Source organism: Polaromonas sp. P1_F1 (genome assembly GCF_056405795.1).
The window spans coordinates 51621-67075 of sequence record NZ_JBFUBJ010000009.1 but is presented as its reverse complement, the minus strand read 5'-3'; the positions used below and the strand labels follow the sequence as shown (position 1 = coordinate 67075).

The 15455-nt window shown below is 63.4% G+C and carries 16 protein-coding genes; 3 read left to right on the top strand and 13 right to left on the bottom strand.

Annotation, left to right across the window (positions count from 1 at the left end):
• The first annotated feature begins 82 nt into the window (after positions 1 to 82).
• Together dacB and AC1DZE_RS20195 are read left to right on the top strand one after the other, a co-directional pair.
• On the top strand, positions 83 to 1588 hold the full coding sequence (dacB, locus tag AC1DZE_RS20200; RefSeq protein WP_477672208.1) for a D-alanyl-D-alanine carboxypeptidase/D-alanyl-D-alanine endopeptidase: 1506 nt from the start codon (positions 83 to 85) through the stop codon (positions 1586 to 1588).
• Positions 1585 to 1848: a SemiSWEET transporter gene (locus tag AC1DZE_RS20195; RefSeq protein WP_457282398.1), complete on the top strand. Its 264-nt coding sequence runs from the start codon at positions 1585 to 1587 to the stop codon at positions 1846 to 1848. The genes dacB and AC1DZE_RS20195 overlap by 4 nt, the downstream gene beginning before the upstream one ends.
• A 196-nt stretch (positions 1849 to 2044) precedes the next feature.
• On the opposite strand, the gene AC1DZE_RS20190 is transcribed toward AC1DZE_RS20195, so the two are convergent.
• The 3 genes from AC1DZE_RS20190 to purE are packed head-to-tail and all read right to left on the bottom strand — an operon-like array spanning position 2045 to position 4814.
• The gene (locus AC1DZE_RS20190; protein ID WP_477670638.1) at positions 2045 to 3040 is read right to left on the bottom strand and encodes an L-threonylcarbamoyladenylate synthase; all 996 of its coding nucleotides are present in this window, start codon (positions 3038 to 3040) and stop codon (positions 2045 to 2047) included.
• Complete coding sequence (locus AC1DZE_RS20185) at positions 3040 to 4308, bottom strand: 5-(carboxyamino)imidazole ribonucleotide synthase (RefSeq protein ID WP_477672207.1); 1269 nt, start codon at positions 4306 to 4308, stop codon at positions 3040 to 3042. The genes AC1DZE_RS20190 and AC1DZE_RS20185 overlap by 1 nt, the downstream gene beginning before the upstream one ends.
• Positions 4305 to 4814 carry a 5-(carboxyamino)imidazole ribonucleotide mutase gene (gene purE, locus AC1DZE_RS20180; protein ID WP_457282402.1) on the bottom strand — a complete coding sequence of 170 codons (510 nt, stop codon included), beginning with the start codon at positions 4812 to 4814 and terminating at the stop codon, positions 4305 to 4307. Before purE ends, AC1DZE_RS20185 begins: the two co-directional genes overlap by 4 nt.
• Positions 4815 to 4973: 159 nt before the next feature.
• Here purE and trxA point away from each other — a divergent pair, with 159 nt between their 5' ends.
• The gene (gene trxA, locus AC1DZE_RS20175) at positions 4974 to 5873 is read left to right on the top strand and encodes a thioredoxin (protein ID WP_477700475.1); all 900 of its coding nucleotides are present in this window, start codon (positions 4974 to 4976) and stop codon (positions 5871 to 5873) included.
• A gap of 3 nt (positions 5874 to 5876) precedes the next feature.
• On the opposite strand, the gene AC1DZE_RS20170 is transcribed toward trxA, so the two are convergent.
• The 10 genes from AC1DZE_RS20170 to def form a co-directional block, all read right to left on the bottom strand.
• Entirely contained in the window at positions 5877 to 6266 is a 390-nt protein-coding gene (locus AC1DZE_RS20170; protein WP_457282404.1) for a hypothetical protein, read from the bottom strand.
• 28 nt (positions 6267 to 6294) lie between these two features.
• Complete coding sequence (locus tag AC1DZE_RS20165; RefSeq protein ID WP_477670635.1) at positions 6295 to 7206, bottom strand: phosphoribosylaminoimidazolesuccinocarboxamide synthase; 912 nt, start codon at positions 7204 to 7206, stop codon at positions 6295 to 6297.
• Positions 7207 to 7219: 13 nt separating this feature from the next.
• Positions 7220 to 7873: a hypothetical protein gene (locus tag AC1DZE_RS20160; protein WP_477670634.1), complete on the bottom strand. Its 654-nt coding sequence runs from the start codon at positions 7871 to 7873 to the stop codon at positions 7220 to 7222.
• Between the two features lie 136 nt (positions 7874 to 8009).
• Positions 8010 to 9074 (bottom strand): class II fructose-bisphosphate aldolase, encoded by a 1065-nt coding sequence (gene fba, locus AC1DZE_RS20155; RefSeq protein ID WP_477670633.1) that lies wholly within the window; start codon positions 9072 to 9074, stop codon positions 8010 to 8012.
• A gap of 424 nt (positions 9075 to 9498) precedes the next feature.
• Positions 9499 to 10932, bottom strand: a complete 1434-nt coding sequence (gene pyk, locus AC1DZE_RS20150) for a pyruvate kinase (protein ID WP_477670751.1) — start codon at positions 10930 to 10932, stop codon at positions 9499 to 9501.
• 180 nt (positions 10933 to 11112) lie between these two features.
• Entirely contained in the window at positions 11113 to 12306 is a 1194-nt protein-coding gene (locus tag AC1DZE_RS20145) for a phosphoglycerate kinase (RefSeq protein ID WP_477672211.1), read from the bottom strand.
• A gap of 325 nt (positions 12307 to 12631) precedes the next feature.
• Positions 12632 to 12967: an AzlD domain-containing protein gene (locus tag AC1DZE_RS20140; RefSeq protein WP_477670632.1), complete on the bottom strand. Its 336-nt coding sequence runs from the start codon at positions 12965 to 12967 to the stop codon at positions 12632 to 12634.
• Positions 12964 to 13710, bottom strand: a complete 747-nt coding sequence (locus tag AC1DZE_RS20135) for an AzlC family ABC transporter permease (RefSeq protein WP_477670631.1) — start codon at positions 13708 to 13710, stop codon at positions 12964 to 12966. Before AC1DZE_RS20135 ends, AC1DZE_RS20140 begins: the two co-directional genes overlap by 4 nt.
• A 34-nt stretch (positions 13711 to 13744) precedes the next feature.
• Positions 13745 to 14731, bottom strand: a complete 987-nt coding sequence (gene fmt / locus AC1DZE_RS20130) for a methionyl-tRNA formyltransferase (RefSeq protein WP_477700474.1) — start codon at positions 14729 to 14731, stop codon at positions 13745 to 13747.
• Between the two features lie 83 nt (positions 14732 to 14814).
• Positions 14815 to 15336, bottom strand: coding sequence for a peptide deformylase (def, locus tag AC1DZE_RS20125; protein WP_477666950.1), 522 nt, complete (start codon positions 15334 to 15336; stop codon positions 14815 to 14817).
• Positions 15337 to 15455 lie beyond the last annotated feature (119 nt).

Sequence of the window (15455 nt, the reverse complement as noted above, 5' to 3'; positions counted from 1 at the left end):
ACTGATTATCCGCGCCAATGGCCGGCCACCCCGGCGCCCACCGGCAATGCCTTGCAGAACGCTCAACCGCGATAATCCCCGCATGACCCACGACTTGCTGCGCCCGCGCACGACACACACTGTTGCGCTGGCTGCCCTGGCGGCCATGGCAGCCCTGGCCGCAAGCCCCGGCCTGGCACAAACCGCACGCCTGCCGGCCCCGATTGAAAAAGCCCTGTCGCGCGCCAGGGTACCGCGCGATGCGGTGTCCATGCTGGTGGTGGAAGCCAGCAGCGGCAAACCGGTGCCGCGCCTGAGCTGGCGCGCCGATGTGCCGATGAACCCTGCCTCCGTCATGAAACTGGTGACCACGTATTCGGCGCTCGACGCGCTGGGCCGCGACTTCACCTGGAAGACGAAGGTGATACTGGACGGCAGCACCTCGGGCGGCCTGCTCAACGGCAACATGGTGGTGCAGGGCGGCGGCGACCCCAAGCTGGTCGTTGAACGCCTGCAGGCCCTGCTGGCCGAGGTGCAGGCCGGCGGGGCGCGGGCGATCCGCGGCGACATCGTGCTGGACCGCAGCGCCTTCAGCGTGCCGCCCACCGATCCGGGCGAATTTGACGGCGAGCCGCTGCGCCCCTACAACGCCCGGCCCGATGCGCTGCTGATCAATTTCAAAACCATCGTGATGACCTTCACGCCGGACCTGCCCAACGGCCGCGCGCTGGTGCGCTATGAGCCGCCGCTGGCAGGTGTGCAGGTGGGCGCGAGCGTGCCGATCGTACGTGTGGCGCGCTGTGGCGACTGGCGCAGCGAGCTGCGCGCCAGTGTTGAAAATCCCGTCAACATCGAATTCCTGGGTACCTATTCTTCGGCCTGCGGCGAAAAGGTGTGGCCCAGCGCCTATGCCGACCCCGTGAGCTTTGCGGCACGCGCCATCGAAGGGTCGTGGCGCCAGCTGGGCGGCCTGCTGACGGGAACGGTGCGCGACGCCACGCCGGCCGAGCTGGCCATGCTGCGCAGGACCGGCACCCTCTCGGGCGAAAAGGCCGCAGTGCGGTTTGAATACCAGTCGCCGCCACTGCTGGAAATGGTGCGCGACGTCAACAAATACTCCAACAACATCATGGCCCAGCACCTCTTTTTGACACTCGGGCTTTGGGCCGGCCTGGGCCAGCCCAAGGCCGGCACGCTTGAATCTGCGCGCGCAGCGCTCACCGCCTGGTGGCGCAAAAGCCTGCCCGGCAGCACGCCCCCGGTGATGGACAACGGCTCGGGCCTGAGCCGCGATGAACGCATCAGCGCCGCCAGCCTGTCGGCCCTGCTGCAGCACGCCGCAAAAAGCCCTTTTGCCGCTGATCTCGCCGATTCGCTGCCGGTGGCCGGCACCGACGCCACCATGCGCGAACGCGCCAGGCCGGTGGCCGGACTGGCTTTCGTCAAGACCGGCTCGCTGCGGGACGTGACCGCGGTTGCCGGTTATGCCAATGGCGACAGCGGCGCACGCTACATCGTGGTGGGGCTGATCAACCACCCGAACGCGCCCGCTGCGCGCCCGGCACTGGACGCCATGCTGGAATGGGCCGTCAAGGAGGGCAAGCGATGAACGCCACAGACATCGTGGGCTTTCTGGCAGCCGTGCTGACCACGGCGAGCTTTGCGCCGCAGGCCTGGCTGACCTTTCGCAGCCGCGATGTCAGCGGCATTTCACTGGCGATGTACAGCGCCTTTACCGTTGGCGTGGCACTCTGGCTGGCCTACGGCGTGCTGGCGGGCGCCTGGCCCATCGTGCTGGCGAACGCCGTCACGCTGGGGCTGGCGCTGGCCATTCTGGTGATGAAGCTGGTGTACGGGCGCGGTGACTGAATAGCCCGATGCCATACACGCCCCGCGCGGCAGGCACGGATGCTTCGTCGAAGTGCCTGCAAGTTATCCCTGCCGCCTGTGGACAAGGCTGTTGATGGCGGCGGGACTTGTGGACGAAAACACCGCTTGGCGCGGCATTGCGCCACAATGCCCGAAATTTGGGCAAACACCTTAGCGGCCTCCCGGGAAGGGCGCCTCAGCTCGCGGCAGCCCGCTGCAGCCGGTCGCGCACACCGTCCCACCCGGCATCGGCCGGCGGGTTTTCAATCCAGATCAGCTTGACGCCTTTGGTATCAAAGTCGCGCAACACGGCAAACAGTTGCTGTGCGGTGGCCAGTGCATCGTCGGGCATGCGGCGGTACAACACCTTGTCGGACTTGATGCGCACGATGCTGCGCGCGAAGACGGCGATGTGGGCCGCGTCGGCGCCCAGCAAATCGAGTGCGGTTTGTATGGGGCCGGCGTCCATCAGGCGCACCTTGGCGTCGGGCGCGTAGTGCGCTTCCAGCGTGCCGGAAGCACGTGGCGCATCGCCTGCGCCCAGGGCTTGCTGCTCAAATTCGTCCTTGCCCAGTACGGCTTCGCCGCATGCTGCTTCCAGTTGTGCGCGCGTGAGGATGCCGGGGCGCAGCAGCACGGGGCGCCCGCGCGTGCAGTCGACGATGCTGGACTCGATGCCGACATCACAGGGCCCGCCATCGAGCACCAGCAGGCTGTCGCCAAACTCTTGCTGCACGTGCTGCGCGGTGGTGGGGCTGACGCGGCCGAAACGGTTGGCGCTGGGGCCGGCCACGCCGGTGTCGCAAGCCTTCAGAAAAGCCAGCGCGACAGGGTGTGAGGGGCAGCGCAGGCCGATGGAATCCTGGCCGCCGGCCGCGGCCGCCGCCACGCCTTCCTTGCGCGGCAGGATCACGGTGAGCGGCCCGGGCCAGAAGGCTTTCATCAGGCGCGCGGCAAACGGCGGCACGCTGCTGGCGTAAGCGTCTACGTGTGCCGCATCGGCCACGTGCACGATGAGCGGATGGTCGGACGGTCGGCCCTTGGCTTCAAAAATTCCGGCGACGGCTTGATCGCTGGAAGCGTCGGCGCCCAGGCCGTACACCGTCTCCGTCGGGAAGCCCACCAGCCCGCCGGCCCGGATGCGGCGTGCGGCTTCAAGAATGGCCTCAGGGTCCGTACCGGGAAGAATCATCAGAGGGCGTCCAGGCCGGGCAGGCCCAGGATGGACGCAACCTGGCGTGCCGTGGCCTTGACTGAAGCGACGTCGGGGCCTGTGATGTTGAGATGGCCCATCTTGCGGCCGGTGCGGGCTTCGGTTTTGCCGTAGAGATGCAGGTGCGTGCCGGGCAGTGCCAGCACGGCCTGCCAGTCGGGCGTGCGCATCTTTCCGTGAGCGTCAAACCACACATCTCCCAGCAGGTTGAGCATGATGGCCGGTGAATGCTGGCGCGGCTGCGGCAGCGGCAGGCCGGCCATGGCATGCACCTGCAGGTCGAACTGCGACACGTCACAGGCGTCCATCGTGTAGTGGCCGCTGTTGTGCGGGCGTGGCGCCATTTCATTGACGATGAGCGCGCCATCGGCGCTGCCGTCGTCCACCAGGAAGAACTCGACGCAGAGCACGCCGACATAGTCAATGTGTTTTGCTATGGTTTTGGTAGCTGCTTGCGCACGACCAGCAAGCGCTGCAGGCATATTTCCTTCATAAGCTTGCGTCACCGCGAGGATGCCGTCGACATGCACATTCAGCTGGGGCGCAAAACTCACGACGCTGCCGTCCCAGCCGCGCGCCACGATGACCGAGCACTCGGCCTTGAGCGGCAGCATTTTTTCGAGCACACAGGGCACCTGCTTCAGGCCAGCCCAGGCGGTGGCCAGTTCGTCCGCATTCTTGACGCGGACCTGGCCCTTGCCGTCGTAGCCCATGCGCGCGGTCTTGAGGATGCCGGGCAGCAAGCCGGCCGGCACGGCCTTCAGCTGCCCGGCTGTTTCAATCACGGCGTAGGGTGCGCAGGTAACGCCGGCCAGCACGCCGGATTCAGCAGCGCTGGCGGTGAAGTGGGATTTTTCCTCGATGCGGTTTTGCGCGATGGCCACGGCGGCAGCGCCGGGTGCCACGGGCCGGCTGGCGGCCAGCGCCTGCAGCGCGCCGGCGGGCACGTTTTCAAATTCGGTGGTGACGGCGGCGCACAGTGCGGCCAGTTGGGTCAGCCCTTTTTCATCGCTGTAGCCGGCCTGGATGTGGTGATGGCTCACCAGGCCCGCGGGGCTTTGCGGATCGGGGTCCAGCACCGCCGTGAAATAACCCAGGCGCTGCGCGGCATGCACAAACATGCGGCCCAGCTGGCCGCCGCCCATCACGCCGAGGGTAGCGGGCTGGCTGGAGGCCGAGGCCGTGCCGGGAAAAATAGGCAACTCCGGCAGGCTGGAGGCGGCCCGGGAAGAGGTGGAGGCGGTCATGCGGGCGGCAACGTCATGGCGTGCGCGGCAGCGGTTTGCTCTGCACGGAAAGCCTGCAATTGGGCGGCCAGCGCCGGGTTGTGCAGGGCCAGCATGGCCACCGCGAACAGGGCTGCATTGGCTGCGCCGGCGTTGCCGATGGCAAAGGTGGCGACCGGAATGCCCTTGGGCATCTGCACGATGCTGTGCAGCGAGTCCACGCCCTGCAAATGCTTGCTGGCCACGGGAACGCCCAGCACCGGCACAGTGGTTTTGGCGGCCAGCATGCCGGGCAGGTGCGCTGCGCCGCCAGCGCCGGCAATGATGGCCTGCAAGCCGCGACCGCCGGCACCTTCGGCATAGGCAAACAGCTCGTCGGGCATACGGTGGGCCGACACCACCCGGGCTTCGTGCGCAATGCCGAATTGCGTCAGGATCTGCACGGCGTGCTGCATGGTCTCCCAGTCGCTGCTGGAGCCCATCACCACACCCACCAGGGGTTTTGCCGAATTGTTGCTTGTTGTCATGCGGGGACCTTCAAGGCCGGGTTGCAGGTTCTAACCCCATGATTTTAAGGGCAGGCCACCGCAAGGGCCGGGCCGTGCGTGCTACGCTCTTGCCTCTCAGGCGTCCAGCTGCGCCGACCCGGTTGAAAACCGGCCCCGATACCCCAACTCTGCCAGACCATGATCGACGTCACCATTGCCAACTTTGAAGCGGAAGTCGTTGCCGCATCCATGACCACGCCTGTGCTGATCGACTTCTGGGCGCCCTGGTGCGGCCCCTGCAAGTCGCTCGGGCCCATCCTTGAAAAAGTGGAAGTGGAATATGCCGGGCGCTTCAAGCTGGTCAAGATCGACTCCGACCAGGAGCAGCAACTGGGTGCCGCTTTCGGCATCCGGAGCATCCCCACCTGCATATTGATGATGAACGGCCAGCCGGTGGACGGTTTTGCCGGCGCCCTGCCCGAAGGCAAGGTCAAGGAATTTCTCGACAAGCATTTGCCGCCGGCTGAAGAGCAGCCCGAAGAGCAGGAACTCGCGCTCGAAGAAGAAAGCACGGACCCCACTGCCGTGCTGGAAAAACTCCAGCATGCCGTCGCCGCCAACCCGGCCGACGACAACGCCCGCTTTGACTATGTGAAGCTGCTGCTGCAGCTGGGCCGCGAAGACGACGCCAAGGTGGCGTTTGCGCCGGTGATCGCCCAGACCACGGTGGTGCGGCGTTTTGACTCGCTCAAGCGCTGGATGGATGCTATGGATTTTGTAGCTGCCGGCGCTTATGGAGTGGGCGCCGCAGCCGGTTTTGATGCAAAGATTACGGCCAACAAACGCGACTTCGAAGCACGTTTTGACAAAGCCCGCTGGCTCATGGCACAGCAGCGCTGGACCGAGGCGCTGGACGAGTTGCTGGAAATCCTGATGCGCGACAAGGCCTGGAGCGAAGACCTGGCCCGCAAGACCTACATCGCCGTGCTCGACGTCATGGAAGCGCCCAAGCCCAAGGTGGCTGATGGGCAAATCCCGCCGGAAGATGCGACCGTGGCGACGTACCGTCGGCGCCTCAGCAGCGTCGTCTTGAGCTAGGGCTTATTGGCCAAACAGCCAGCGCGTCAAGGCAAAAGCAAACCCGAACAGCGCGGCATAGCCTGCCACCTCAACGCTGAATTCACGGCGCGATTCGCGCCACGCACGAGCCCTTTCGACCAGCAGCCCCGCCAGCAAAGGGGCAAGCAGCAGATTGAGAATTTGCAGCCAGTGCAGGCGAATCGCCAGATGAGGCACCACCAGCACGGTGAGGAGGCCGGCGCCAACACCTGTAGCCACAGACCAGGCAGCTTCCTGCACGGGAGTGAGCTCATGGTCGCGTCCGTGCAGCTTGTACCAGGCCGCCTTGAAAACACCGCCAAAAAACTCACCGAAGAGCTGCAAAAACAGTTCACCGAAAAATTCGAACAGCAACTCGAGCAGGAACTCCATGGAGAGCGCCGGCGACTGCTGCCGTGCCTCAGGCCGTCAGGCGGGCCAAGGCTTCCTGGTACTTGGCAGCGGTCTTGGCAACCACATCGGCCGGCAGGTGCGGCGCAGGCGGGGTTTTGTCCCAGGGCTTGCCGTTGATGCGTACGCTTTCAAGCCAGTCGCGCACAAACTGCTTGTCGTAGCTGGGCGGGTTCTGGCCAGCCGCGTAGGCCGCTTCATAGCCTTCAATCGGCCAGTAGCGTGACGAATCCGGTGTCAGTACCTCGTCCATCAGCGTAAGCACGCCATTCTCATCAAGGCCGAATTCGAATTTGGTGTCGGCAATGATGATGCCCTTGGTCAAGGCGAAGGCGGCGGCGGTGCTATAGATCTCGATGCTGATCTTTTTAATCTGCGCGGCGAGTTCGGGGCCCACAACCTTGACGACCTGCTCGTAACTGATGTTTTCGTCGTGCTCGCCGGCTTCGGCTTTGGCGGCCGGTGTGAAGATGGGCTCGGGCAGTTTGCCGGCGTTCTTCAGGCCCGCGGGTAGCGGTACGCCGCAGACGGCCTGGCTCTCCTGGTATTCCTTCCAGCCGCTGCCGGCCAGGTAGCCGCGCACCACGGCTTCGACCGGGATGGGCTTGAGGCGCTTGACCAGCATGGAGCGGTTCACGACCTGCGGCACCTCGGCCGGCGTGACCACGCTTTCGGGCGTCTCGCCGGTCAAGTGGTTGGGGCAGATGTGGCCGAGCTTGCCAAACCAGAACAGCGCCATCTGCGTGAGCAGCGCGCCCTTGCCGGGAATCGGCTCACCCAGGATGACATCGAATGCACTCAGCCGGTCGCTGGCCACCATCAGCAGCCTGTCTTTACCCACGGCGTAGTTGTCGCGCACCTTGCCACGCGCGAGCAGGGGCAGGGAGGTCAGGGCGGAAGTATGGAGAGCAGGAACTGTCATCAATGGATCCATGTCAATTGAACCGGTGGCTCAGGAACGGCTTGGAGAATTGTGAGCCGTACTTGATGGAAGAAACGCTGGCAAGTGCCGGGTGCGAGAGCACGATGTCCGAGGGCGCCGCAGACCATTCGCCGGCGCGCTTGAATTCGGTCCAGTAGCTCAGGCTCGAAGGCGAGGAAGAAGCCGGCTCGATCCAGTATTTGCTGAGCTGCGCATTGCCATTGCTGAATTTGTAGATCACGCTGGCCGTGCCGGTGCGCGCGATGGCGGCTGCAATTTGCAGGTACCAGCCTTCGGAAACATCAGGCGGAACACCTGAAGGATTGATGGTCTTGTAGAAAGCTTCACCGGCCAGGATAGGGTGCTTACCCTCCGACTGTGCGATGCAGACGGCAGTGGATCCCGTCACGACAAGGTAGCCGGCATCGCGCTCATGGCCGTGGATCACTGTGGTTCCCCGCGGCAACGGAAGCTTCCAGTTACCCAGCACCGCCGTAGTGCTGCGCTCGGTCCAGGACGGCATGCAACGTTTCGCGGTGGCTCCAAAATTCTCGCGCGTCAGGGTCACGGTTTCGAACTGCCCGGACAACTGCATCTGGGCGTACGGCACGAAACCTGTTTTTTCGACGATCGGCCGCTGTGGCGCCGCACACGATGTGAGCAGCATGACAAACGGCACCAAAGCAGCCGCCCTAAGCGACACGAAGGAAAGTGGGAACACAGGCGCCCTCAAGTAAATGCCGCTTTTGCAGCCGGCCAACGCCGGCACTCGTTACGGATGCCTGTCGCGATAGCGTTGAAGTTTAATGCACGACCTGGGCGAGCTCGCCCTTGGCGTACTTGGCGGCCACGACCTGCAGGGCGTCACCCTTGATCTTGGCGCCCTGGCCTTCACAGCCGAATTCGATGTAGCGCTGCTTGCACAGGGCCTTGGCGGCTTCGCGGGCGGGCTTGAGCCACTCGCGGGCGTCGAATTTCTCGGGGTTTTCAGCCAGGAACTTGCGCACCGCGCCGGTCATGGCCAGGCGGATGTCGGTGTCGATGTTGATCTTGCGCACGCCGTGCTTGATGGCTTCCTGGATTTCCTCGACGGGCACGCCGTAGGTTTCCTTCATCTGGCCGCCGTACTGGCGAATGACAGTCAGCATTTCCTGCGGCACCGAGGACGAGCCGTGCATCACCAGGTGGGTGCTCGGGATGCGCTTGTGGATTTCCTTGATGCGGTCGATCGCCAGGATGTCGCCGGTGGGCTTGCGGGTGAATTTATAGGCGCCGTGGCTGGTGCCGATGGCAATCGCCAGCGCGTCAATTTGCGTGCGCTTGACGAAGTCGGCGGCCTGCTCGGGGTCGGTCAACAGCTGCTCGCGCGTCATGGTGGCGTCGGTGCCGTGGCCGTCTTCCTTGTCGCCCTTCATGGTCTCCAGCGAACCCAGGCAGCCGAGCTCACCTTCGACGGTAACTCCGTATTTGTGGGCCAGCTGCGAGACCTTCTTCGTCACCTCGACGTTGTATTCATAGCTGGCGATGGTCTTGCCGTCGGCTTCGAGCGAGCCGTCCATCATCACGGACGAAAAACCAAGGTCGATGGCGCCCTGGCAAACGGCAGGGTTCTGGCCGTGGTCCTGGTGCATGACCAGCGGGATGTTGGGATACATCTCGATAGCCGCCTCGATCAGGTGTTTGATGAAGGGTTCACCGGCGTACTTGCGGGCGCCTGCGCTGGCCTGCAGGATGACGGGCGCGCCGGTCTCTTTGGCCGCTTCCATCACGGCTTGCACCTGCTCAAGGTTGTTGACGTTAAAAGCCGGAATGCCGTAGCCGTTGACTGCCGCATGGTCCAGCAGCTCGCGCATAGAAACGAGTGCCATGTGTGATATCCCCAGAAGTTAGAAAAACACTGCCAAAAGGCGGGTTCCTCGCGAGGGCCGTGCGGCGTAAAAGCCGCCTGGAAACGCCCGTAACCACGAAGTAACCGAAGCCTTGATTCTAACGTTTACCCGAATAGGGTGGGATAACCGAACTTGTGTCTGAATGCATGCCGTAACTGCTTGTAAGCGTTGCCCACCCCCGTCCAGGCTCACTGCGTGTAGCCTGTTCCCCCTCAAGGGGGCGGCGCCTTGGGCCGGCGAAGCCGGACCCTTGGCCCCTGCTGGTGGAATACCCCGCTGGTTGCGCTCAAAGAACTCTTCAAGCCAGCATGAGCCGCGGGACTGGCTTTGCCAGACCGCAGGCGGGCGGCCCCCTCGGGGGGCAGGGAGCTACACGAAGTGAGCGACCGTGGGGGCCATATCTTTAAGCTACCCTGCAGATCTTCAGCATATTGGTGCCGCCCGGTGCGCCCATGGGTTCGCCGCAGGTGATGGCATAAATGTCACCGCTTTCGACGATGCCGCGTTTTTTCAGGTGCGCCTCGGCATCGCCGAGCGCGGTGTCGCGCTCGACACTCTGGTCCATCAGCAGCGGCCTGACATTGCGGTACAGCGCCATCTTGCGCTGGGTCGCCAGTTTGGGCGTCAGCGCGTAGATGGGGATATGGATACGGTGGCGGCTCATCCACAGCGCCGTAGAGCCCGAGTCGGTCAGCGCCACAATGGCTTTGCAACCCAGGTGGTGGGCCGTGAACAAGGCGCCCATGGCGATGGACTGGTCAATGCGGTCAAAGGTCATGCCGGTAAAGTCGGCGTCCAGTTTCACGTCCTCGGCTTTTTCGGCTTCGGCGCAGATGTTGGCCATCTCGACAATGGTCTCCAGCGGATAACGGCCGGCGGCGGTCTCGGCCGATGTCATGACGGCATCGGTGCCGTCGAGCACCGCGTTGGCCACGTCGCTGACCTCAGCGCGCGTGGGCACCGGGTTGGTGATCATGGACTCCATCATGTGGGTCGCGGTGATGACCACCTTGTCCAGCTCACGGGCCATGCGGATCATGCGTTTTTGCAGCGCCGGCACGGCCGCATTGCCGACCTCGATGGCCAGGTCGCCACGCGCGACCATGATGCCGTCGCTGGCCCTGCAGATGGCTTCCAGGTTCGGGATCGCTTCGGCACGCTCGATCTTGGCAATCAAGCCCGGCTTGTGGCGGTGCTCAGCACCGGCCACATTGCACAGCTGGCGCGCCATTTCCATGTCGCTGGCGTTCTGCGGAAAGCTCACCGCGACATAGTCGGCCTGGAAACTCATTGCGGTGCGAATGTCTTCCATGTCTTTGGCCGTCAGCGCCGGCGCCGTCAGACCGCCGCCCTGCTTATTGATGCCCTTGTTGTTGGACAACACGCCGCCGATTTTGACCGTCGCATGGACCTGCTCGCCCAAGACCCTGTCGACCGTCATGACGATCAGGCCGTCGTTGAGCAGCAGTGTGTCACCGGCCTTGACGTCGCGCGGCAGTTCCTTGTAGTCCAGGCCTACGCCGTTGATGTCACCAAGCTCGGTGCGGGACGCGTCGAGCACAAACTTCATGCCTTGCTCAAGCTGCACCTTGCCCTCGGCAAATTTGCCGACACGGATTTTCGGGCCCTGCAGGTCGGCCATGATGGCGACCTCGCGCCCGGCGCGGGTGGCGGCCTCTCGCACCAGCCTTGCACGATCGATGTGGTCTTGCGCCGTGCCGTGGCTGAAATTCAGCCGCACGCAGTTGACGCCAGCGCGAATCATCTGCTCCAGCAAGGCCGGATCGCTGGAGGCGGGGCCAAGGGTGGCAACGATTTTGGTGCCGCGGCGCTGCATCTTCATGTCTGTCTCCTGTAATTTAGTTTCTTATTTTTACACGAATGAGTTACGTGGCGGTTACCAAGCCATCGCCGCATCCGGGGTATTGGTCAGAAGCCGGAGGGGTGGCCCGCTGCATGCAACGTGTCGCGCCTTGAACCTGCAAACCGCGGTTTGCCGCATTTTGCAGGTAGCGCCTCAATGGCCCGCGCGCTTTTGCAGGATTTCAAAGGCCGGAAGCGTCTTGCCTTCCAGCACTTCCAGAAAAGCGCCGCCGCCGGTCGAGATGTAGTCGACCTGCTTTTCAATGCCGTATTTGGCAATGGCGGCCAGCGTGTCCCCGCCTCCGGCGATAGAGAACCCGCTGCTGTCCGCAACGGCGCGCGCAATGCCTTCGGTGCCTTTAGCGAACGCGTCAAACTCAAACACGCCGACCGGGCCGTTCCATACGATGGTGCCGGCCGCCTTGAGCTGCGCCGCAAGTCTCGCGGTGGTTTGCGGGCCGATATCAAGAATCAGGTCGTCATCGGCGACGTCAGTGGCCGCCTTGACGGTGGCCGGCGCGTCAGCGGCAAAGGTTTTGGCGGTGACAACGTCCGTCGGAATCGGCACCTCGGCGCCACGCGCCTTCATGGCGTCAATCACGGCTTTGGCTTCGGCCAGCAGGTCGGCTTCGGCCAGGCTTTTGCCGATTTTCAAACCGGCGGCCAGCATGAAGGTGTTGGCAATACCGCCGCCCACGATGAGCTGGTCAACATTGGCGGCGAGTGATTTGAGGATGGTGAGCTTGGTCGAGACCTTGCTGCCGGCCACGATGGCCACCAGCGGCCTGCGCGGGCTGGAAAGGGCTTTGGAGATGGCGTCCATCTCGGCGGCCAGCAGTGGGCCGGCGCTTGCCACGGGCGCGTACTGCGCAATGCCATAGGTGGAGGCTTCAGCGCGGTGCGCCGTGCCGAACGCATCGTGCACAAAAATATCGCAGAGCGCAGCCATCTTGCGCGCCAGCTCTTCGCTGTTTTTCTTCTCGCCCTTGTTGAGCCGGCAGTTCTCCAGCATCACCAGCTGGCCGGGTTTGACATCCACACCGTCCACCCAGCCGGAGGCCAGGGGAATGTCGCGCTTCATCAACTCGCCCATTCGTTTGGCCACAGGCGCCAGCGAATCGGCCGGCTTGAACTCACCCTCCACTGGCCGCCCGAGATGAGATGTCACCATGACCGCCGCGCCTGCGTCCAGGGCCATCTGGACGCAGGGAATCGAGGCGCGGATGCGCGTGTCTTCCGTGATGTTGCCGCTGTCATCCTGCGGCACGTTGAGGTCGGCACGGATGAACACGCGCTTGCCGGCAACTTTGCCGCTGGCGCACAGGTCGGAGAAACGGATGAAGTTCATAAATCGCTCGCACAATAAAAAAGGCTTTGGGCCACAGCGCCCAAAGCCCTAAATTGTAGGTGCCTGTATGTGCCTGGGCCCGTCAGACAAAGCCGGGAAAGCGTAAATTTAGGCATCAAATCGGCCTCCAGCCCACGCAGAACGAGCGCAAGCAGCTACTGATTTGATAGCAGTCGACACCAAACACGATGCGAAGCGAGTAACACCAAGGCCAGCAGGGGCCGCGGAACCGGCTTTGCCGGGCCGCAGGCGCCGTCCCCTGCAAGGGGAAAAGGGCTACACGCAGTGAGCCCGATAGGGGTGTGCTAATTTTTACCGTGGGGGCTCACCATCCAAACCCCATATGCAGCGGCAAATACACCGCCATGCCGGCCAGGATGGTGCCCAGCACGCCGTGACGCCAGTAATACCAGGCGGTGCCGGCGACTACCGCAAACAGCCGCGCGTCTTTCCAGGTTGCGATGAAATGGCCCTGCGTCATCACCATTTCCGGCACGATCACTGCGGCCAGCGCAGCAATGGGCGCGTAGTGCAGGCCGCGCTGCGCCCAGCCTGGCAGCGTCCAGGGCTTGCTGGAGAGAAAAAAGAAGGAGCGCGTGAGGACGGTCATCAGCGTCATGCCGATGATGGTCACCACCGTCCAGAGATCGGTCTGGTTCATGCTGCGTCTCCGGTTCCGGGAGTGGATACCGCAGGCTTGGCCGGCGCTGATTTTTCCAGCGCCAGGCAGACGATGACGGCTACGGCAATGCCCACCAGGATATTGAGCTTGAGCGGCAAGGCGAAGGTGGCGACAGCGGCGGCACCCGCGATGGCTGCAGACACCGCTCGCAGGCGGGTGGTGGCCAGCGACCACATGATGCCCAGCAGCGCCAGGATGCCGGCAAAGCCCAAGCCCCAGGACAGCGGAATGGAATTGGCCAGCGCAATGCCCACCAGCGTGGCACCCACCCAGCTGACCCAGCTCATGCCGCAGCTGCCGACCCAGTAGGCGTCCTGGGCTTCAATGCCGGCAGCATCGGCGGCCGGGTGCGGGAAGCGTTTGGTAAAAAGCACATAGTTCAGGTCGGCCATGCCGTAGCCAAAAGCCATGCGGCGCCACAGGCTCTGGTGCATCACATAGGGGCGCAGGTGAGCGCTGAAGACCATGAAGCGCAGGTTGACGCAAAACGAGGTAGCCAGAATCACCCACATGGGTGCGCCCGCCACGATGAGAGGCAAGGCTGCCAGTTGGGAACTGCCGGCAAAAACCAGCACCGCCATCAGCAGCACCTCGATAAGACTCATGCCCGACTTCACCATTGCCACGCCCGTCATCAGGCCCCAGGCGGCGATGCCAGGTGCAACGCTAGCGAGCTCACTCACCCCGAGCCGGAAGTCCGGATGCTTGAAGAATGTCTTCACAAAAACCCCGCCCTTTTCTGTTCCGTCATTTTTTTCACCCCTGTTTGGCGATATCCGGTTGAATGAAGACCATGCCGGGACGGATCTCAAACCCCCGCAAAAACTCGGACGCATCCAGCGCCTTGCCGCCGGCTTTTTGAAGGCGGCTCACACGTAGAACGCCGTCGGCGGCACAAATGTCCACACCTTGTGGCCCTGCGGCAAGGACTTCACCGGCCTGGGCATCCCCCGGCCGACGCGCATTCGCCAGAACTTCGGCACGCCAGAACTTGAGGGTTTGCCCGTCTACAACACCGGCCGCGCCGGGAAACGGGTTGAACGCCCGGATCCGCCGCTCGAGTACGGAAGCGCCTTGCGACCAGTCCAGTAATGCCTCATGTTTTTCAATTTTGTGTGCGTAAGTGATGCCGTCCGCGGGCTGAGAGACCGCGTGCAGGCCTCCGCACGCAGCGATCTCGAGGGCCTCCACGATGAGCCGCCCGCCCAGATTGGCCAGCTTGTCGTGCAGCGAAGCCGTGGTGTCGCCGGGTGCGATGCGCAGCTTTTCCGTCAGGAGCATGTCGCCCGTGTCCAGCCCGGCATCCATTTGCATGATGGTGACGCCGGTTTCCGGATCACCGGCTTCGATGGCCCGGTGAATCGGCGCGGCACCGCGCCATCTCGGCAACAGCGACGCGTGGATATTGAGGCAGCCCGACCGCGGTACATCCAGAACCCACTGCGGAAGAATGAGTCCATAGGCCGCCACCACCATGACGTCCGCGCGCGCTGCGGTGATGGCTTCGTGCGCCGCGGCTGCATCGCCAGGGAATTTGCCGTCCAGCCGCAAGCTTCTGGGTTGGGCGATGGGTGTGTGTGAGGTTTCGGCCCATTGCTTGACGGGCGAAGCCTGCAGTTTCATGCCGCGGCCTGCGGGGCGGTCAGGCTGGCTCAGTACGAGGGGAATCTCAAAACCGGCCGCATGCAGTTTTTCAAGGGCCACACGGGCGAACTCAGGGGTACCGGCAAAAATGACACGCATGGAGTCCGATTCTAAAGACTCCTAGGGAAATCCCGTGGTTCCGGCACGCGGTACAACGGCCGACGTCCGTACGTACGGACAGGTTAACGGGGCGAGTCGCGCTCCTCGTCCTTTTTCTGCTTGATCATCTTGGTTTTGATGCGGTTGCGTTTAAGCGGGGACAGGTACTCCACAAACACCTTGCCCATCAGATGGTCCATTTCATGCTGGATGCAAACCGCCAGCATGCCTTCGGCTGCGTGCACCTGCAGCTTCCCGTCTAGATCCAGCGCCTGTACCTTGATGGCGGTAGAGCGTTCCACGCCGTCATAAATACCAGGCACCGACAGGCAGCCTTCGTCGCCCACGCGTGTTTCTTCGCTGGCCCAGACAATCTCGGGATTGATCAGCACCAGGGGCTGTGTCCGGTCTTCGCTGACATCAATCACGACCAGGCGCTCATGCACATCCACCTGGGTTGCCGCCAGGCCGATGCCCGCCGCTTCGTGCATGGTTTCGAGCATGTCGTCGACCAGCTTGCGCAGGCGCGCATCAACGGCCGCCACAGGCTTGGCAACGGTGTGGAGGCGGGGGTCGGGGTAACGAAGAATGGTTAACTGGCTCATGGAGGAAGGCTGGGCAATGGGTGAGATGTCGCTATTTTCGCCACTTTTCCCGGTTTTTCAGCATCCCGATATTCCCAGAATCGCGTAATCGTTGCTTAATCAAGGGCTTAGGTACAAAA